The 18,957-nt window shown below is 71.9% G+C and carries 16 protein-coding genes and 3 pseudogenes; 16 read left to right on the forward strand and 3 right to left on the reverse strand.

Translation table 11 applies throughout. The annotated features are described in order from the left end of the window. The first annotated feature begins 475 nt into the window (after positions 1-475). The 5 genes from K7G59_RS01250 to K7G59_RS01270 all read left to right on the forward strand — a co-directional run bounded on the left by K7G59_RS01250 (position 476) and on the right by K7G59_RS01270 (position 5,948). Complete coding sequence (locus K7G59_RS01250) at positions 476-907, forward strand: DUF2267 domain-containing protein (protein WP_225829882.1); 432 nt, start codon at positions 476-478, stop codon at positions 905-907. A gap of 168 nt (positions 908-1,075) precedes the next feature. Further along, positions 1,076-1,738 (forward strand): CBS domain-containing protein, encoded by a 663-nt coding sequence (locus K7G59_RS01255; RefSeq protein ID WP_225829883.1) that lies wholly within the window; start codon positions 1,076-1,078, stop codon positions 1,736-1,738. Between the two features lie 147 nt (positions 1,739-1,885). Beyond that, complete coding sequence (gene ftsH, locus K7G59_RS01260) at positions 1,886-3,871, forward strand: ATP-dependent zinc metalloprotease FtsH (RefSeq protein ID WP_263975798.1); 1,986 nt, start codon at positions 1,886-1,888, stop codon at positions 3,869-3,871. 209 nt (positions 3,872-4,080) lie between these two features. Next, entirely contained in the window at positions 4,081-5,412 is a 1,332-nt protein-coding gene (locus K7G59_RS01265) for an erythromycin esterase family protein (RefSeq protein WP_225829885.1), read from the forward strand. A gap of 77 nt (positions 5,413-5,489) precedes the next feature. Beyond that, positions 5,490-5,948: an archease gene (locus tag K7G59_RS01270; protein ID WP_225829886.1), complete on the forward strand. Its 459-nt coding sequence runs from the start codon at positions 5,490-5,492 to the stop codon at positions 5,946-5,948. A gap of 51 nt (positions 5,949-5,999) precedes the next feature. Here K7G59_RS01270 and K7G59_RS01275 read toward each other — a convergent pair whose 3' ends face one another. After that, positions 6,000-7,412 carry an RtcB family protein gene (locus K7G59_RS01275; RefSeq protein WP_225829887.1) on the reverse strand — a complete coding sequence of 471 codons (1,413 nt, stop codon included), beginning with the start codon at positions 7,410-7,412 and terminating at the stop codon, positions 6,000-6,002. Positions 7,413-7,745: 333 nt separating this feature from the next. On the opposite strand from K7G59_RS01275, the gene K7G59_RS01280 reads away from it, so the two are divergent. The 10 genes and pseudogenes from K7G59_RS01280 to narI all read left to right on the forward strand — a co-directional run bounded on the left by K7G59_RS01280 (position 7,746) and on the right by narI (position 16,080). After that, positions 7,746-8,126, forward strand: coding sequence for a DUF2267 domain-containing protein (locus K7G59_RS01280; protein WP_225829888.1), 381 nt, complete (start codon positions 7,746-7,748; stop codon positions 8,124-8,126). A gap of 71 nt (positions 8,127-8,197) precedes the next feature. After that, entirely contained in the window at positions 8,198-8,998 is an 801-nt protein-coding gene (locus K7G59_RS01285) for a VOC family protein (protein WP_225830238.1), read from the forward strand. A gap of 177 nt (positions 8,999-9,175) precedes the next feature. Beyond that, positions 9,176-9,598 (forward strand): CBS domain-containing protein, encoded by a 423-nt coding sequence (locus K7G59_RS01290; protein ID WP_225829889.1) that lies wholly within the window; start codon positions 9,176-9,178, stop codon positions 9,596-9,598. 114 nt (positions 9,599-9,712) lie between these two features. Then, positions 9,713-10,003: pseudogene (locus tag K7G59_RS35210) on the forward strand (PAS domain-containing protein); the annotation flags it as partial. Between the two features lie 45 nt (positions 10,004-10,048). After that, positions 10,049-11,224: pseudogene (locus K7G59_RS01295) on the forward strand (SpoIIE family protein phosphatase); the annotation flags it as partial. 197 nt (positions 11,225-11,421) lie between these two features. Beyond that, positions 11,422-13,131, forward strand: coding sequence for a GAF domain-containing sensor histidine kinase (locus K7G59_RS01300; RefSeq protein WP_225830240.1), 1,710 nt, complete (start codon positions 11,422-11,424; stop codon positions 13,129-13,131). A gap of 386 nt (positions 13,132-13,517) precedes the next feature. Continuing rightward, positions 13,518-13,940, forward strand: a complete 423-nt coding sequence (locus tag K7G59_RS01305; RefSeq protein WP_225829890.1) for a pyridoxamine 5'-phosphate oxidase family protein — start codon at positions 13,518-13,520, stop codon at positions 13,938-13,940. Between the two features lie 168 nt (positions 13,941-14,108). Further along, a pseudogene (locus tag K7G59_RS35215) lies at positions 14,109-14,348 on the forward strand (hypothetical protein); the annotation flags it as partial. A gap of 188 nt (positions 14,349-14,536) precedes the next feature. After that, positions 14,537-15,307, forward strand: coding sequence for a nitrate reductase molybdenum cofactor assembly chaperone (narJ, locus tag K7G59_RS01310; protein ID WP_225829891.1), 771 nt, complete (start codon positions 14,537-14,539; stop codon positions 15,305-15,307). Further along, a complete protein-coding gene (narI, locus tag K7G59_RS01315) occupies positions 15,304-16,080 on the forward strand; it encodes a respiratory nitrate reductase subunit gamma (protein WP_225829892.1) in 777 nt (258 codons plus the stop codon). Before narJ ends, narI begins: the two co-directional genes overlap by 4 nt. A 119-nt stretch (positions 16,081-16,199) precedes the next feature. Here the strand turns inward: narI and K7G59_RS01320 are convergent, their stop codons facing one another. Then, entirely contained in the window at positions 16,200-17,405 is a 1,206-nt protein-coding gene (locus K7G59_RS01320; protein ID WP_225829893.1) for a globin domain-containing protein, read from the reverse strand. A 420-nt stretch (positions 17,406-17,825) separates the two neighbouring features. Here K7G59_RS01320 and K7G59_RS01325 point away from each other — a divergent pair, with 420 nt between their 5' ends. Further along, a complete protein-coding gene (locus tag K7G59_RS01325; protein ID WP_225829894.1) occupies positions 17,826-18,227 on the forward strand; it encodes an STAS domain-containing protein in 402 nt (133 codons plus the stop codon). On the opposite strand, the gene K7G59_RS01330 is transcribed toward K7G59_RS01325, so the two are convergent. After that, positions 18,175-18,819 carry a protein-L-isoaspartate(D-aspartate) O-methyltransferase gene (locus K7G59_RS01330; protein WP_225829895.1) on the reverse strand — a complete coding sequence of 215 codons (645 nt, stop codon included), beginning with the start codon at positions 18,817-18,819 and terminating at the stop codon, positions 18,175-18,177. The two genes, K7G59_RS01325 and K7G59_RS01330, sit on opposite strands and share 53 nt — an antisense overlap. Between the last annotated feature and the right edge of the window lie 138 nt (positions 18,820-18,957).

Consider the following 18,957-nt stretch of genomic DNA (forward strand, 5'->3'; position numbering starts at 1 on the left):
GTGTGCCGGTGGTTCCGGCGGCGCCGCATGACGGGGCCCGGCGGCTCGGCGCGGACACCGACGAATCGGTGTGTCTGCCCACGCGGCGAGACTTCCGTGCGATCGGACGGTGCCACGCCGGCTTCTCCCGGACAGACGACGGGGTCGTCGCCTGCCTGGAGGAATCGCTCGCCCGGCCGCTCGGCACCCACCCTGCGTTCCTGAACCGGACATGACGGAACGGCCCTGTGCAGCGGCGACGGTGCCCTGGCGCGGGGCGGCGGTGCGGCTGCCAACCGGCTCCGACCGCCCTAGCATGGAGCCCTGGGCAGGGAGAAAAGACAAGCCACCGGGGCACCGTCGAAAACCCATGGGTCGCCACCGGGTCGTGCTGCACCCCGCCTCTTCTCAACAAGTCAGTCTCCGCGTCTCCCGGATGAAGCTTTGGCGCATCCGGCGCAACAGACGCTCCGCCGACGGCCGGAAGGGAAGATCCATGCCCCCCACACACCCGCCCGACTTCGAACACGCCATCCACAGCGCCAACATCTGGCTCAAAGCGGTGTCGGAAGCCCTGGAGACGGAGGACCGCCACCTCGCCCACCGGATCCTCCGCACCTGGCTGCACACGTTCCGTGACAGGCTCACCGTCGACGTGGCCGCCCACTTCGCCGCACAACTGCCGGAGTTGCTGAGGGGCGGCTACTACGACGGCTGGGACCCCAGTATCGTCCCGGTCAAGTACGACCGCGAGGGCTACACCAACCGCTTCGTCCAGGAAGCCAAGGTCACCGCCGAAGACGTCCCCCGGGTCGCCGCCGCGGTCACCCAGGTCGTACGCGAGCGCGTCTCACCCGGGCACCTGGAAGCGGCACTGGAACAACTCCCCCACGACATCCGGGCCTTGCTCCTCCAGCCGGCTGCCTGACCGCCGGCACGAGACAGCGCATCGACGCTCACCGGCGTCGTGCCGTACAGCAGCTCATCCCCATCGCCGTACGGCTGTGCGAAAGCGTCGACGGCGTCATCGACGTCCCAAACCGTCTCTGGGAGTTGTCGCCCGGTATCCGGGACCCTGCAGGAGGGAACTGCGAAGATGACCGCCCAGCACAGCACCGTCGGCGATGTCATGACACGCGATGTCGTCACCATCCGCCCTGACACCCCCTTCAAGGAGATCACCTCCGTACTGTCCACCCACGGCATCAGCGCCGTTCCCGTGGCCGACGAACGTGGTGCCCCGATGGGACTGGTGTCCGAGACCGACCTGCTCCGCAAGCAGGCCGCGCAGCCCGGCGAGTACGGCGACCAGGCAGCACCCGGCTGGCCGCACGAGAAGGCCAAGGCACGCGCGGAGAACGCCGCCGGACTGATGACCACCCCCGTGGTCACCGCTCACGAGGACTGGCCAGTCGCCCAGGCGGCCCGAACGATGGACCGCCACCACGTCAGACGGCTGCTCGTCGTGGACCAGACGGACTGCATCATCGGCATCGTCAGCCGCTCGGACCTCCTGCGTGTCTTCCTGCGCCCCGACGAGGAGATCCAGGAGGAGATCCGCGACGACGTACTGGAAGGAATGCTGCAGCTGGACGAGAGGGAGGTGGACGTCCAGGTTCACGAAGGTGTCGTCACCCTGCGCGGCGCGGTGGAGAACCGCAGCACTGCCCAGATCGCCGAGCGGCTCGCCAAGGGCGTGGACGGCGTCGTCACCGTCAGACCCATGATCGACTACACCGTCGACGACACAGCCGCATGATTCGAGAGGCAGAGGCTGGGCAGCCTGTGACCGGATGGACGCGATTAGGGCCGTTTGACCCCTGAGACACGGGGACATCCGGGTCGAGGCTGTACTCGGGGGCGATGCCGATCGAAGGGCGTGGGATTGGTGATCACACGAGTGCGGATGCCGCACCGGCATTTGACGCCGCCCGCCAAGCCCGGACCACCGCGCGAACCGCCCGGCCCCGCGCCCCGGCAACCGCAGCCGGCCGGCGGACGGTGGATGCTCTGGTGGGTCCTGATGACGCTCGCCCTTGTCCTGCTGATCTCGCGTACACGGTCCGGGCCGCACGCGACGTCACTGTCCTACAGCGACTTCGTCGGCAAGGTGGGCGCCAGCCAGGTGAAGGTTGTCGACATCAACGACAAGGGGGCGGTCAGCGGCACACTGAAGGACGGCACCAGGTTCACCACCCAGATCCCCACCGCGCTGGGCACCGGAGCCCAGCTCCAGCAGCAGCTGACCTCGCACCACGTGGAGATCACCGCCAGCCGGAGCAGCAGCAGTGGCGGCTCGGCATGGCTGTCCGTGTTCCTCACCTTCTTGCCGTTCCTGCTGCTGATCGGCTTCTTCGTATGGATGGGACGCCGGGCCGCGGGCTCGGTGACCGGCGGGCTGAGCGCCATCGGACGCTCGCGCGCAAAGATCATCGAGGCGGAGCGGCCCACCACCGGCTTCGACGACATCGCCGGGTACGACGGTGTCAAGCAGGAGATCAGCGAGGTCGTCGACTTCCTGCGCAATCCCGCCCGGTACACCGCCGCGGGCGCCAAGGGACCACGCGGCGTGATCATGGTGGGCCCGCCCGGCACCGGCAAGACGCTCTTCGCGCGTGCGGTCGCCGGCGAGGCGGACGTGCCGTTCCTGTCGGTGACCGGCTCGGCGTTCGTGGAGATGTTCGTCGGCGTCGGAGCCTCCCGGGTGCGCGATCTGTTCGGGGAGGCACGCAAACGCGCCCCGTCGATCATCTTCATCGACGAGATCGACGCGCTCGGATCACGTCGCGCCGGCGGGGCCCGGCTGGGCGGCAACGACGAGCGCGAGCAGACCCTCAACCAGCTGCTGTCCGAGATGGACGGGTTCGACCAGTCCAGCGGCATCGTCGTCCTCGCCGCCACCAACCGGCCCGAGGCCCTCGACCCGGCCCTGCTGCGCCCCGGACGGTTCGACCGCCAGGTCACCGTCCCCTTGCCCAACCAGGCCGAGCGGGCCGCGATCATCACCGTGCACTCCCGTGACAAGAGCCTGGCTCCGGACGTCGACCTGGACGCCGTGGCGCGTGCCACGCCCGGGTTCTCCGGCGCGGATCTCGCCAACCTGGTCAACGAGGGCGCCATCAACGCCGTGCGGGACAACCGCACCCGGATCGAGCCGCACGACCTGGACGCCGCCCGCGATCGTGTGCTGCTGGGACGCCGGGAGTCCTCCAACGCGCTGCTGCCCGAGGAACGGCGCTCGGTGGCCGTCCATGAATCGGGCCACGCCCTGGTCGCGGCCTTGTGCGAGCATGCGGACCCGGTGGCGAAGGTCACCATCCTGCCGGCCGGTGTCACTCTCGGTGTCACCGAACAACTCCCCGAAGCCGAACGCCACTTGTACAGCGAGAATTACCTGACGGACCTGCTGGCGGTGCGCCTGGGCGGGCGGGCGGCCGAGCTCGTGGTCTTCGGCGAGGGATCGACGGGGGCCGCCAACGACCTGGCGGGAGCAACCCAGATCGCCACCCGCATGGTCCGCGAGTTCGGCCTCTCCGCGGAACTCGGACCGATCGGTTACGCCTCCGCCCATCCGCGCTTCCTCGGTGAGACCACGGAGGAGGCAGTCCGGCCACCGTACTCGGAGCAGACGCAGCGCGTCGTCGACGAGGAGGTCGCCCGCCTGCTGCGCCAGGCGGAACAGCACGCGATCACGCTGCTCCGCCACCACCGGCCCGCCCTGGAACACCTGGCCGAGCAACTGGTCGCGCACGAGACCGTCGACGGCTCTGTCGTCCTCGACGTCCTGCGCCAGGAGCGCAGCCAGGCGGACGGGAAAAGCGGTACTCCCGCCGTCAACGCGTCATCGCCCCCCGGGCGTCCGGAACCGGAGGTGCACACTCCGCCTCGCTGATCGTCAGCCACCTGGATGCGGGACCCCGGCGTTGCCCCGCCTCGCGCGCTGCGCCTGATCCTTCGGCGGTCAGGCTCTCCCGTGTCGGCCTCTCCCGGTTTCACATCCGACCGGCACGGGAACCCGTCCGGGACGCCCGGAAGACGGGCTCCGTGCCCCGAGGGACCGGCCAAGCCCGCGAAGGCGCCGCACCTTGCAAGGGAGGAGCCGTGACCGACACCGACCAGCCCCGCATCCGGGACGAAGCCCTGCCCCTGAACGGCCCGGAATCCCTGGACCCGCTCCTCGACCGCATCGGCGACGCCCGCTATGTGCTGCTCGGCGAGGCCTCCCACGGCACCGCCGACTACCACCAGGTCCGGGACGTGCTCACCCGCCGCCTGATCGAGGAGAAGGGCTTCTCGTTCGTGGCCGTGGAGGGCGACTGGCCCGACTGCCAGGCCGTGCACTGCTCGCTGGTCGCGGAGCCGGGCGCACCCGAGGACCCGGCCCAGGTCCTGGCGGGACTCCGGCGCTGGCCCGCGTGGATGTGGGCGAACAACGAGGTCGCCGCGTTCGCCCGCTGGCTGCGGCAGCACAACGAACACCGGCCGGCCGAGCGACGCGTCGGTTTCTTCGGCCTGGACGTCTACAGCCTCTGGCAATCGCTGCACGCCGTCCTCGGCCACCTCCGTGAGCACGACCCCGACCGTGTCGAGCAGGCCCTGGAGGCATACCGCTGCCTCGAGCCGTACGCCGGGGACCCGCACTCCTACGCCCTCGCCACGCGGCTCGTCCCCGAAGGCTGCGAGCCACAGGTGCTGTCCCTGCTCACCGTGCTGCGGCGCCGGGCGGCCGAAGCGGACAGCGCCGTCGGCACCCTCGCCGGGTTCGCCGCCCGGCAGAACGCCGAGATCCTGGCCGGTGCCGAGGCGTACTACCGGGCCATGCTCGACAGCGGCCCCGAGTCCTGGAACATCCGCGACCGCCACATGGCCGACACCCTGGACCGGCTGATGGAGCACCACGGCCCCGACGCCAGGGCCGTGGTGTGGGCGCACAACACCCATGTCGGGGACGCGCGTGCCACCGACATGGCCGACACCGGTCTGCTCAACATCGGTCAGCTCGTCCGGGAGCGCCACATGGGGCAGGGCGTGGTGCTGGTCGGCTTCGGCTCGTACCGGGGCACGGTGGTCGCCGCCGACGCATGGGGCGACGTACCGCAGGTCATGGATGTGCCGCCCGCCCGCGCGGGCAGCCTCGAGGAGCTGCTGCATCGTGCGCTGCCCGGCGCGCAAGCGCTGTTCGTCTTCCCGCACGTGCAACTCCAGAGGCCGGCCACCACCGGCCGCCAGGAGTGGTTCCACCAGGAGCACGGGCACCGGGCGATCGGCGTGGTGTACCGGCCGTCGTACGAGCACGTGACCAACTACGTGCCGACCGTCCTCGCACAGCGTTACGACGCCTTCTGCCACCTCGACCACACGCGTGCCCTCACCCCGCTGCACCCCCTGCCTGTGCCGGGCGCCGAGAGGCAGACCTGGCCCGCGGGCGTCTGACACTGCCGTGCCGGGTACTCGGTCCGCGTCGGACGCCGCCCGGACGGACGAGGGGGCTAAGAAGGGAGCACGGGGCCATGGTCGGTGACATCGGCGACGACCTACTGGCCAGACGCCATGGCGAGAACGGCCACCGCGTGCTGCCCCACACCGCCGACACGCGTCTGCACGCCTGGGGCACCAGCCGTGAGCACTGCCTCGCCGAGGCCGTACGCGCCCTGGTGGATGCCTTCGCCGAGGTGTCCGACGTGCACCCCACCAGCGTCGAACGGGTCCGTCTCGACCCCGCTGGCGACGAGGACCTGCTGGTCGCACTCCTGGACGAGGTCGTCTTCCGGCTCGAGGTGGCGGGTCTGATCCCGGTCGACGTGGAGGTGGAGGCCACCGACGACGGCGGAGTCGAGGCACGGCTCTGCCTCGCCGCTCTCGCGGACGTCGACGTCATCGGCGCCGCGCCCAAGGGGATCTCCTGGCAGGAACTGCACATCGGTCCGGACCCGTACGGATGGTCCTGCACGGTGATCGTGGACGTGTGAGCGGGCAGCCGGCGCAGGCGGCACCACCTCTCCCCGTCGCCCCTTCCCCCGTCACCCCTTCACCACTCCCAGCGGCACCAGCCGGGCGACCTTCCGGCACAGCCCGGCCCCCTCGCTCGCGGCCACGACGGCATCGACGTCCTTGTAGGCCTCCGGCGTCTCCTCGGTCAGGCCGCGCCAGGACCTGGGACGCGCGGCGATGCCGGCCTGGCTCAACCGAGCCCGTAGCTCACTGCTGGTGACGGCGCGTGCGGCCCGGTGGCGGCTCATGGTGCGGCCCGCTCCGTGGCAGGTGGAGTGGAAGGCGTCGCCCCCGGACACACCGGCCAGTACGTACGACGCCGTGCCGAGCGTGCCGGGGATCAGCACCGGCTGACCGAACTCCCTGATGTCGTCGGGGATTTCGGGGTGCCCGGGCGGGAAGGCGCGGGTGGCTCCCTTGCGGTGGACGCACAGCCGTCGCCGCTCACCGTCCACCGGATGGGTCTCGATCTTGGCGAGGTTGTGGGAGACGTCGTACACCAGCGACAGCCGGACACCCGCGGCCCGCCGGAAGACGTCTCGCGCCGCGTCGGTCAGCAACTGCCGGTTCGCCCGGCCGTAGTTGGCGGCTGCAGCCATCGCCCCGAGGTACGCCCGCCCCTCAGGCGAGTGCACCGGAGTGCAGGCCAGCTGCCGGTCGGGCACCGTGATGCCGTACCGGGCCATGGCGCGGTCCATGAGCCGCACATGGTCGGTGCAGATCTGGTGCCCGAGACCGCGCGACCCGCAGTGGATCATCACACAGACCTGCCCGGGCCGGATCCCGAAGGCCGCCGCGGCCGACTCGTCGTACACCTCGAAGACCTGCTGCACCTCCAGGAAGTGGTTCGCGGAGCCCAGGCTGCCCACCTGGCCGAGGCCCCGCTCCCGGGCCCGCTGCCCGACGTGCGTGACATCGGCGTCGGCGACCGCGCCACCGTCCTCGCAGCGCAGCAGGTCGCGTTCCTCCCCGTGGCCCCGCTCCACGGCGAAGCGGGAGCCGCCGGCCAGCAGGCGTTCCAGCTCCCCCGGGCCTTCCGGTCGCCACACACCCCCGGGCCCGGCCCCGCGCGGAATCCCCCGGTCCAGGCCCTCCATGACCGCGTCGAGCGCGGGCCGGAGCGTGTCGCCGTCGCAGTCGGCGGCCAGCAGCCGCACCCCGCAGGAGATGTCGAAGCCGACACCGCCCGGCGAGACCACCCCGCCCGCGTTCACGTCGGTGGCGGCGACGCCGCCGATGGGGAAGCCGTACCCCCAGTGGATGTCCGGCATGGCGTACGAGGCGGTGACGATGCCGGGCAGCTCGGCAACGTGCTCGACCTGTCCCAGGGACTGCTCGGCGTCCGCGAGCAGCTCCCGGGAGGCGAAAACGATCCCCGGTACCCGCATGCCGTCGTGCGGTTCGATGCGATAGCGGAAGGAACGTTCCTCGACCAACTCCATCGCGGCCTCCGCGCCGGTCCGGCGCGCCCGGGGGTCACTGCGGGTGCAGCGCGGCGAGCACGTCTGCTTCTGTCAATGGCCGGAGTCTCGTCCCCCCGACGTCGTCACCGTTCGCAGGAGGCCGACGAGGCCGACGATCCTCCGCCGTCGTCGGGTACCCGACAGGGTGCCTCACCACACACGCTCCGGATCGACCGCGGCACCGCGGTCTCCTCCGCCGCTCGACGCGGCGTTCGCCGGGCGTCGGCGAACGCGTCGGCAGCGCCGCACGGAGGTTTCCGCTCTGCCTGCGACGGGCACCCGGAGCCGGAACCGGCCGAGGCAGGAGGCACCGTGAAGCTGGCGGAATTTCTGGCCCAGGTCCGCGATCGCGGGGAGTACCACAGCCAGGAGGAAGCGGAGCACATCAGTACGGCGGTGCTGCGGGTGCTCGCCACGGGGATCACCCCCGAGGAGGCCGACGGCCTGGCGGCTCAGCTGCCCCCTCCGCTGGACGACGTACTGCACCGGGAACGGGAAGGGCCCGAGTCCCTCGGCCGGGAGGAGTTCCTGCGGCGTGTGGCCGATCGGACGGGCGCCCGGCCGCGCACGGCGGAGTGGGACGCCGGCGCGGTGCTGTCCACCGTCGCCGACGCGGTGTCCGACGGGCAGGTCGACGACCTGCTGTCGCAGCTGCCTGCCGACTACGCGGAGCTGTTCGGCAGACCGGGCTGAGCCGGCCCTCCGTGCCTACACTGGAGGGGGATCAGTGGCTGCCGGTGAATGCGAGACCCTGCGCGATGGCCATGAATCACGTCACGGGACAACCCCGCACGGCGACGGGGGACGTCTTCACGCCCTCGGTGTTCGGCGCGCCGTGCTGGGTGAGTCTGACCAGTCGCGACCTCGACGCCACGCAGGAGTTCTACACGACCGTTCTGGGCTGGCGGTGGCGCATCGCCAGACTGGGTGACCACTTCCGGACCGCGCTGGCGGACGGGGTGCCCGTCGCGGGGATCGCGGCGGTGGCCTCCATGTGGCAGATGGCGGTGTCCTGGACGCCGTACTTCGCCGTGACGGACGCGGACGAGGCGGTGGCGCGTGTCCGGGAACGCGGTGGGACCGTGGCGGTGGGGCCGATCTCGTTCCTTCCCGGGAGGGCGGCGCTGCTCGCGGACCGTGACGGGGCCACCTTCGGGATATGGCAGGGCAAACTCGTCACCGAGTGGGAGGCGTGGCGGCGGGCGGCATCGAGTTTCATCACCCTTCACACCCGTGATGCCTTCGACGCCGCCATCTTCTACGGCGAGGTCCTCGACTGGGCCTCCGGCCGGCCGGGCTGCTGCGAGGTCGAGTACGCGGCTGGGCAGGTACTGCTGCGCAGCCGGGGTGGCATCGTGGCGCGTATCGAGTCGGGCTCGGTGGAGACGCCGCCCGATCCCTCGGTCAGGCCCCACTGGCAGGTCCACTTCTTCGTGGGCGACGTGGAACCGTGCGTCCGGGCCGCGGAGAAGCACGGCGGCAGCGTTCTGGCGGAGGACGAGCGGGAGGCGGTGCTGCGCGATCCCGACGGTGCCCAGTTCACGGTGACCTTGCGCCGGGGCTGACGTCCGCCGGGACACCACGGCCCGCGCGCCTGCGAACCGCCGTCACGGCCGGGCTCGTGCCCGTACGGCGTAGGTGAAGGCGCCGGACGGCGGGCACGGACGGGAAGCTGGAGATGGCATGGGCAGGCGCCGGCAGGTGCCGGCCCAGGACACCCGTACACCATGGAGAGGCTCGCGATGACGACAGCCAAGGACATCATGACCCCTGGAGCCCAGTGGATTCCCGCCACCGAGACACTCGACCGCGCAGCGCAGATGATGCGGGACCACGAGGTCGGTGCGCTGCCGGTCAGCGACCCCGGCCGGAACGACCGCATGTGCGGCATCATCACGGACCGTGACATCGTGGTGAAGTGCATCGCCGCGGGCCACGACCCCGCGCGCGTGACGTGCGGTGACCTGTGCGAGGGCACGCCGCGCTGGATCGCCGCCGGCTCCGACGTCTCCGAAGTCCTGCAGGAGATGGAGTCCCACCGGATCAAGCGCCTCCCGGTGATCGAGGACAAGCGGATGATCGGCATGATCAGCGAGGCGGACATCGCCCGTAACCTCACCGACGACAAGCTCGCCGAGTTCGTCCACCGGGTGTACGCGAGCTGATCCCCGGGCGTCGGGGCCCGCTGCCCGGAGTCGCGGCAGCGCAGCGACTCCGGGCCAGGGGAATGCCCGGCATCCGGTCCACGTTTTTCGGTCATGGGTGACTGGTTGATGGCGATGCGTACGTATGCCACTCCGCAGGAGGCGGCCGTGGTGGCCGTCGACGCCCGGGGCGTCGTGACCGCGTGGAGCCGCGGTGCACGGCTGCTGCTCGGCTACGCGCCTGGCGAGATCGTAGGGCATCCGGCGGTGCAGCTCCTGGCCGCCGACCTGCCCGAAGCAGCCCGGCGGAGCGCCGTCCGGCGGCAGGCGTGGACGGGACCGGTCGCCCTGCGCGACCAGGCCGGCCATCAGGTGGAGGCCGAACTCCGGGCCTGCCCGCTGATGGACGCCGAACAGCATGTCCAGTGGTTCCTCCAGGCGGACCCCCCGCATGAGGACGACGGCCCCGACCTGGTCCTGCAGCGCAGCCTGCTGCCGCACCACCGGCCGACCCAGCTGGCCGTGGAGACGGGGACACGTTATCTGCCGGCCGATCCCCAGGCCGGTGTGGGCGGCGACTGGTTCGACGTCATCCCGCTCTCGGGAGCCCGGGTCGCCCTGGTCGTCGGCGATGTCGTGGGCCACGGCATCCACGCCTCCGCCACCATGGGCCGGCTGCGGACCGCGGTGCGTACCCTCGCCGATGTCGACCTGGCACCCGACGAACTGCTGACCCAGCTCGACGATCTCATCCTCGAAGAGATCGAAGAGGGCATCGAGTCGGTCGGTGAAGTCGGCGCCACCTGCCTGTACGCCGTCTACGACCCGGTCTCCGGCCACTGCACCATGGCCAGCGCCGGCCATCTCGCCCCCGCCCTGGTCACCCCCGACGGCGCCGTACGCCATCTCACCGTGGCGCCCGGGCCGCCGCTGGGCGTGGGCGGCCTGCCGTTCGAGGCCACCGACACCTGGGTGCCCGAGAACAGCCTGCTCGTCCTCTACACCGACGGACTGGTGGAGAGCCGGCACCGCGACATCGGCTCCGGGCAGCGGGCCCTGCTGGACAGTCTGGCCCGGCCCGGCGCCTCACCGGAGGCGACCTGCGACCGCATTGTCGAAGCACTCCTGCCCGGCCGGCCGGACGACGACGTCGCGCTGCTCGTCGCCCGGACCCACATCATGGGCGCCTCCCACGTGGCCTCGTGGGAACTGCCCGCCGATCCAGCCGTCGTCGCCGACGCACGCCGCCGGGCCGCGGGCCAGCTCTCGGCGTGGGGACTGCAGGACGCCAGCGACACCACCGAGCTGATCGTCAGCGAACTGGTCACCAACGCCATCCGTCATGCCCATCCTCCGATCCAGCTGCGGCTCATCCATGACGCCGCCCTGATCTGCGAGGTCTCCGACTCCAGCAGCACGACCCCGCACCTGCGCCGCGCCCGCGACACGGACGAGGGCGGTCGCGGCCTCTTCCTGGTGGGCCAACTCGCCGAACGCTGGGGCACCCGCCACACGCCCACCGGCAAGACCATCTGGGCCGAGCAGCCCCCGCCCCTGCACCACCGGCTCCAGCCGGGCCACCCTGCGCAAGGGCAGCCAGGAGACGACACCGCCGGGGCGGACAGGGGAGCCCTGTCCGCCCCGTAGACGGCCACATCGACAGGAGTGTCCGGGCCGCCGTCACCGGTTGTCCCGCCGGGAACGGCTCCCCTCCGGCCCGTCCCTGCGCCGCCTGCACCCGGGCGGCGTCGAGCGGGATCTGCCCGTCGGGCATGCTTGGGGGGTGGGCCGGCGACACGATGAGGAGAGCTGCGGTGGACGAGCACGCGCGGGACACGCGTGAGATGGAGATGTCCGGGGTGTCTCCGCAGCTGCGGATGGACGCGCTGCTGGACGACCTGCAGCAGCAGGTGTCGCAGGTCCGGGCGGCCCGCGACCGGGTCCACACGCTGCTCGACGCGGTCCTGGCGGTCGGCTCCGACCTCGATCTGGAGGTGGTGCTGCGCCGCCTCGTGGAATCCGCGGTCACCCTGGTCGACGCCCAGTACGGGGCCCTCGGCGTGCTGGGCGAGGAAGGCACGATCAAGCAGTTCATCTCCGTCGGCATGGACGAGGAGACGATCGCCCGTATCGGGCACTATCCGCGCGGCGAGGGCATCCTCGGCCTGCTCGTCCGGCACCCACAGCCGCTGCGTCTGGGGAACCTGGCGGAGCATCCCTCCTCCGTCGGCTTCCCGGCCGGGCACCCGCCGATGACCAGCTTCATCGGCGCCCCCATCCGGGTGCGCGACCAGGTCTTCGGGAACCTGTACCTGACCAACAAGAAGAGCGGTGTGGAGTTCGGCACCGACGACGAGGCGGTGCTGCGCACCCTGTCCGCGGCGGCCGGTGTGGCGATCGACAACGCCCGGCTGTACGACGACGCGCACCGCCGGCAGCGGTGGCTGGCGGCCAGCAACGAGCTGACCCGCAGCCTGCTGTCGGGCGCGGAGCCCCGCGCGGTGCTGGAGTCCTTCACCGCCACCGTGCGGGAGATGGCCGGGGCCGATCTGGTCACGCTGGCCGTTCCCGTCGGTGACCGCGGCGAACTGGTCATCGAGGCCGCCTCGGGGTCGCGGGCCGAGGAGGTCCGCGGGCTGGTGCTGCCCGCCACGGCGCTGGGCGCCAAGGTCTACACGTCCGGCGAGACGATCATCAGCGAGGCCGTGAGCGCCGACCCGCGCGCCGGGGGCGGCAGTGCGTCGGTGCTGGAACTCGGGCCGGCGTTCCTCCTGCCTCTTGGCACCCGGGAGCACGTCCGCGGCGTGCTGCAGGTCGCGAACGTACCGGGCGGTGCCCTCTTCACGGGCGCCGTGGTCGACATGGTCACCGGGTTCGGCAACCAGGCCGCGCTGGCCCTGGACGTCGCCGAGCACCGGCGGGACGCGGAGCGCATGGTCGTGCTCAACGACCGCGACAGGATCGCCCGGGACCTGCACGACCTGGTCATCCAGCGGCTGTTCGCCGGAGCGCTGTCACTGCAGTCCACGCTGGGCCGGGTCGCCGACCGACCGCAGGTCAGCGAACGCATCCACCGGGTCGTGGACGACCTCGACGACACCATCAAGATCATCCGTTCCACGATCTACGCCCTTCGCGAGCGTGATCGGGACCGCCGCGGCAGCGGGCTGCGGGCCAAGTTGGTGGCGGCGACGGAACGGGCCACCGAGTCGCTCGGCTTCGCCCCGGCGCTGCGCATGACCGGGCTGCTGGACACGGCCGTCTCCGACGGGCAGGCCGAGCAGCTGCTGGCCGTACTCGGCGAGGCCCTGTCCAACACCGCCCGGCACGCGGACGCCACCGCTGTCGATGTCGGCGCCGAGGTCACCGACACCACCCTGAAGCTGCGGGTGGCCGACAACGGCCGGGGAATCGACCCGGCGGTCACCCGTCGCAGCGGCCTGGCCAACCTTCGCCGGCGTGCGGAGGAGATGGGCGGCACGTTCACCCTGTCCGCGAACCGACCGAGCGGAACGGTCGTCGAGTGGGTCGTCCCGCTCTCCTCGTCCTCGTGACCGCGGTGAACGCGCCCGCCTGATCAGCGCGCCTGTGCGGCGGGTACGCGCCGGGTGAGCGCCTGGCGCACGCCCGTGGATGCCGGTCGCGGCACCGATGCGGGTCCCGGTACCGGTGTCCCTTCCTGTCTCCCCGACGACTGAAGCATGCCACCCGTCCTTCCGTGTCCGCGAAAGATGCGCCCCGGCGATGCCGGCGGGGGCCTGATCCACTATCGGAACGCGGGCTCCTCCAGCGAGTGGGCCGTACGGCCGCACAGATGGCCCGGCGGTCCCCGGTTCCCGGCCGACCGGGGCGGGAAAAGCGGTCATCTGCGCGACGTCGCTCATAGGCAAGGGCCGTCCGGCCCTAACCGTTCGCCGGTCCTGGAGGAGAGCATGGACCGATGTTCCGCAAAGACGGCTTCCGCGCGCTCGACCGGCAGGAGTGCCTGCGCCTGTTGGCGAAGGTGCCGGTCGGTCGTGTCGTGTACACCCGCCAGGCGCTGCCCGCCGTTCTCCCGGTCAACTTCTCCCTCGACACGGATTCCTCCGTGGTCCTGCGGACCTCGGCAGAGTCGGACCTGGTCCGTGCGATCGACGGTGCCGTGGTGGCCTTCGAGGCCGACGACTTCGACGCCGAGGCCCGCTCCGGCTGGAGCGTGGTCGTCACCGGCCGGGCGACCGTGCTCCAGGACCCCGCCGACCGCCAACGGCTGACGCGCACCGGCCCGCCCTCCTGGCTGGTCACGCACGACTGGGTCTTCGTACGCATCGAGGCCGAGATGGTCACCGGCCGGGAACTGACGGGCACGTTCGGCGCGAAGTGACCGGCGGCCGGGTACCCGGCCGCCACCGTGTACGGCGAACTCTCCAGTATCCGTGTGCCGTTGGGGACCCAAGTCCCCGCGGGGCGGGTGATGCCGGGCCGGAAGGTCTGCGGGACAGGGCCGTTCGGCCCCAGGCCCACCAGGGGGCCTGCGCCTACGTTCGTGGCCATGGTGAACGACAAGATCGCCCGCCCGGCGCGGCGGCGCGCGGGCGAGGACTGGCCGCCGGCCGCCCGCAGGCTGCTGACCCGCCGTGAGGTCTCGGCCGACGGTCGCGCCGTCTTCGGCGCAGGCGACCCGAAGTGGGAGGGTTTCTACCGGGACCGCTGGGCGCACGACAAGGTGGTGCGCTCCACGCACGGGGTCAACTGCACCGGTTCCTGCTCAGGGATGGTGTACGTCAAGGAACCGGCTGCTCGCCGTGGCCAAGTACCAGGACCGGTACGTCGTACCGGCCGCCCACAGGGAGGACGCGGCGGCGTTGAGTGCCGTCGAGAACCGCTGCCCGGTCGAGTCCGCCGGCGAACCGGCCGGTGGCGGCCGACGGGTGACGCTCGGCATCCCCGCGCTGCGCCGCGGCACGACGGAGGCCGCGCGTGAGCCCGCTGCCCGCCACCGTTCCCGCCCTGGTGCGCTCCCGCCTGCGCGCCGCGGTCCGCCGTCCGCCCCGCCTCTCCCCCCAGGAGACCGAGGAACGGGCCCTGCTGCTCCGCCTGATCTCGCTGCTCCCGCAGTACCCGGATGCTGAACTGGCCGCGGCTCGGGGCGAGTTGACGGACACGGTCCGCGGCCTGCGGCCCACGCCCGCCGCCGGGCGTCTGACGGCCTTCACCGCCTGGTTCGCGACCGAGGAGCCCGAGTCGCTGGAGCCCCACTACGTGGAGGTCTTCGACCTGCGCCGCAAGAGCAGCCTTTACCTCACCTACTACCTGCACGGCGACACCCGCCGCCGGGGCATGGCCCTGCTCGCCCTGGCCAACCGGTACAAGGCCGCGGGCCGGGACGTCGACGGCGGCGAGCTCCCCGACCACCTGCCGGTCGTCCTGGAGTTCGCGGCCCTGGCCGGCACCGGCGCGGGCGAGGCACCACTGCGCCCGCACCGCCGGGGACTGGACCTGATCCACCGGTCCCTGAAGGACGCCGGCTCGCCCTACCACCACGTCCTGGCCGCGCTGCTCACCCTCCTGCCGCCGCCGACGGACGCCGACCAGGAGGCGGTGACGAAGCCGGCCGCCGAGGGCCCGCCGAACGAGGAGGTCGGCCTGGACCCCTACGGAGCCCACGGCGCCGGAGCGTTCGCGCCGCCCGACGCCTTCGTACCGCCCCCGCCCGCCCCGCCCACCTGCCGTACGGAAGGTCTTCGATGAACCCGATCGCGTCCGCCCCCGGCGGCGCCGACCTGCTGCTGTGGGTCGCCCTGCCCTACATCTGCCTCGCCGTGTTCGTCGTCGGGCACGTCTGGCGCTACCGCCAGGACCAGTTCGGCTGGACCTCCCGCACCACCCAGCTCCTCGAACACCGCTGGCTGCGCTGGGGCAGCCCGCTGTTCCACCTGGGTGCCTTCGCCGTGATCGCCGGGCATGTGCTCGGCCTGGCCGTCCCCGCCTCCTGGACCGAGGCAGCCGGGATCAGCGAGCACGTCTACCACACGGGGGCCGTCGCGCTGGGCTCCGTCGCCGGGATCACCATGGTCACCGGCCTGGGCATGCTCTGCGCCCGCCGGCTTCTCGCACGCCGGATCCGCCGCACCACCGACCGCAGCGACAAGCTGCTGTTCCCGCTGCTGTGCGCCACCGTCCTGCTCGGCATCACCACCACCGCCGCGCACAACGTGTTCGGCGGCGGCTACGACTACCGCTCGACCGTCTCGGTCTGGTTCCGCGGCATCTTCCTCCTCCAGCCGCAGCCCGAGGCGATCGCCGGAGCACCGCTCCTCTTCCGACTGCACGCGCTGAGCGCCTGTCTGCTCTTCGCCGCCTGGCCGTTCACCCGCCTGGTCCACGTCTGGAGCGCACCCATCGGCTACCTCGCCCGCCCTTACCTGGTCTACCGTCGCCGCGCGGCCGTCCCGGCACCGGCGGTGCACGAAGGGCCGCTCCCCGGCCCGCGCGCCCCGCGGCGCACCCGACGCGCCGCGTGAGACCACGCGGCGCAACGCAGACCGCGCCCTCCGGGACCTGTCGGTCCGGCAGGGCGCGGTCTGCACCTGCGTGGCGTGCTACGCCGCCACCGTGCCGCGGGGTTCGGCCGCCCGAGGTGTCAGGCCTCGGCGTGGGCCAGCCACAGGTCGGGGCCGAAGACCTCGTAGCGGATGCTGCGCGCGGGAACGCCGGCCTCGAGCAGCTGGGAACGGACGGCCCGCATGAAGGGGACCGAGCCGCACAGGTAGACGTCGGCGTCGGCGGGCAGGCCCAGGCCGTCGAGGTTCATCAGGCCCGTGCGGGAGCCCGACTCCTGCGCCGCGTCCTCTTCGTACCAGAAGTCCGCCCGCGCGTCCGGCAGCTGCTCCACCAGGCGGCGGGTGTCGGCGCGCAGGGCGTGGTCGGCCGGGCTGCGGTCGGCGTGCAGGACCCATACCGGCCGGGTCGAGCCGGTCGCGGCGAGGTGTTCGAGCATGCCGGCCATCGGGGTGCAGCCGATACCGGCGGAGACCAGGACGAGCGGGGTGTCGGCGTCGTCGAGGACCACGTCGCCGAACGGGGCGGACAGGGTCAGCTCGTCGCCGACGCGTACGGTGCGGTGCAGGTGGTTGGAGACCTCGCCCTCCGGGGCGTCGGCGACGCTCGCCACCCGCTTGACGGTGATGCGCCGCACCCGGTCGCCGGGAGCGTTGGACAGGCTGTACTGGCGGGTCTGGTGGACGCCGTCGGACATGAGCGCACAGACGCTGACGTACTGGCCGGCGCAAGCATCGGGCAGGGGGCCGTCGTCGGCCGGGCGCAGCAGGAAGGAGGCCACGTCCGCGGTCTCCTCGCGCCGCTCCACCACGGTCCACTGCCGCCACGGCTTGCGCGGGTCGATCTGGGCCTCCTGGTAGAGGCGGGCCTCCTGGGCTATGAGCGCGCCGGCCATCAGCCAGTACACCTCGTCCCAGGCCGCGGCCACCTCCGACGTGACCGCCTCGCCCAGCACCTCGACGATCGCGCCGAACAGGTACTTGTGGACGATCGTGTACTGGTCCTCGGTGACGCCGAGCGCGGCGTGCTTGTGGGCGATGCGGGACAGCATCGCGTCCGGGCGGGCGTCGGGGTCGGCCAGCAGGGCCTGGGCGAAGCCGGCGATGGATCCGGCCAGTGCCCGGCGCTGCTCACCGCTGGCCTGGTTGCCGCGGTTGAACAGTCCGTCCAGCAGCTCGGGCTGCTCGGCGAACATGGTGGCGTAGAAGCGCTCGGTGATCTCGTCCAGGGCTCCGCCGACGGCGGGCAGGGTGGCACGAACGACAGCGGCCGACTCGGGCGACAGCATGGGACTCCTTCGAGAGGCATGGGAGGGACGGCGTTCACCGTCCGCCGGGCTCCGCCGCGCGGATCCGACAGTCGAGTCGATCATGCCTCGGGGACCGTCGTCCGGGATAGGGCCGAATGTCCCTGCCGGCAGGGCCGCTCGGTCCGGGACCGGCAGGACGGGCCCGGTGCGTGGTCCGTCCCGCCCGGCTGCGGGCCGGCGCAGCCGGCCGTGGTCGCACACGATCGGCGACCGGGCCCGGCACCAGCCATGACGGCCCTGTCGGCCGCCCGGCCGGTGACGACGGCGCGCAGACACGCAGACACCCGGCACGGCCGGGTCCGCGGCAACCACCGGCCGCGAAAGAGGCCCTGGAAGACACGGCGACAAGGGACCTGACGGCCCTTCCGGCGCACCCCTCGGCCCGGGTTTGCTCTGACCATGGCAGAGACCGTCATCGGATCCGGAGCCCAGCACACGGAACGTGCCGTCGGCGGGACGACCGTCGTGAAACTGTACGGCGAGATCGACATACTCGCCGCACTGTCCCTGACGGAGCGCCTCGACGCCCTGACGGCCCGCGTCTGCCCGGACCTCGTGGTGGACCTCCGCGCCGTGTCCTTCATCGACTGCGCCGGACTGCGGCTTCTGTGCCGGGCGCGTGACCGGATCACGGAACGGCGGGGCCGGCTGCGCCTCGTCACGGACAGCGACCGATTCCTGCGAGTCGTCCACGGCGCCGGGTTGGAGGGCGTCTTCGACGTGTACGACCACCTGCCCGAAGCCGGCCTCACGACGGGAAGCCGTACTGCCCTCGCAGGCGGACGAAGTGTGCCGGTGTGACGGTCCGTCGGCGCTCCAGCCCCGTCGCGGTACGCAGGAAGGACACGACCTGCTCCCGGCCGCCCGGTCCGATGGGCTGCACGAGACGGCCGCCGGAGCGCAGTTGCCCGACCAGCGGCGCAGGAACCTCGGGGAACGCAGCGGACACGATGACCGCATCGTAGGGAGCACGGTCCGGCACACCACCGCTGCCGTCGCCGACGAGCAGTTCCACATTCCGCACGCCCTGCTGCGCGAGGTTGCGTCGCGCCTGTTCCAAGAGGTCCGGCCACAGCTCGATGGTCACGACGTCGGCCGCCAGCCGGGCCAGGAGTGCGGTCTGGAAGCCGAAACCGGTACCGATCTCCAGGACGTGCTCGTCCCCGCTCAGCTCAAGGCTCTCGATCATCATGGCCGACAGCGAGGGCTGGGTGGTCACCTGTCCGTGGCCGATCGGAAGGGGAACGTCCCGGTAGGCGCTCGCTCGGTGGCCGGCGGGGACGAACGCCTCTCGAGGCGTCGCTCGTACGGCCTGGAGCAGGCGCTCGTCGCTGACGCCGACCGCTCGGACGGCTTGCACGAGATCCTCGGGTCGATGGACGGCTTCGCTCATGTCCGCTGTCTTCCGTGCGATGGCCGGAGGGGGTGCGCCGCCGGACAGGCTTGTGACGCGCATGTGACATTACGGTAGAAATCACCGCAAGTAGGAAACGGCAGCCCCGGGTCGAGCTGCCGGCGCGCGAGCGAGCAG

The organism is Streptomyces sp. NK08204, from assembly GCF_020400585.1.
Taxonomy (GTDB): Bacteria; Actinomycetota; Actinomycetes; order Streptomycetales; family Streptomycetaceae; genus Streptomyces.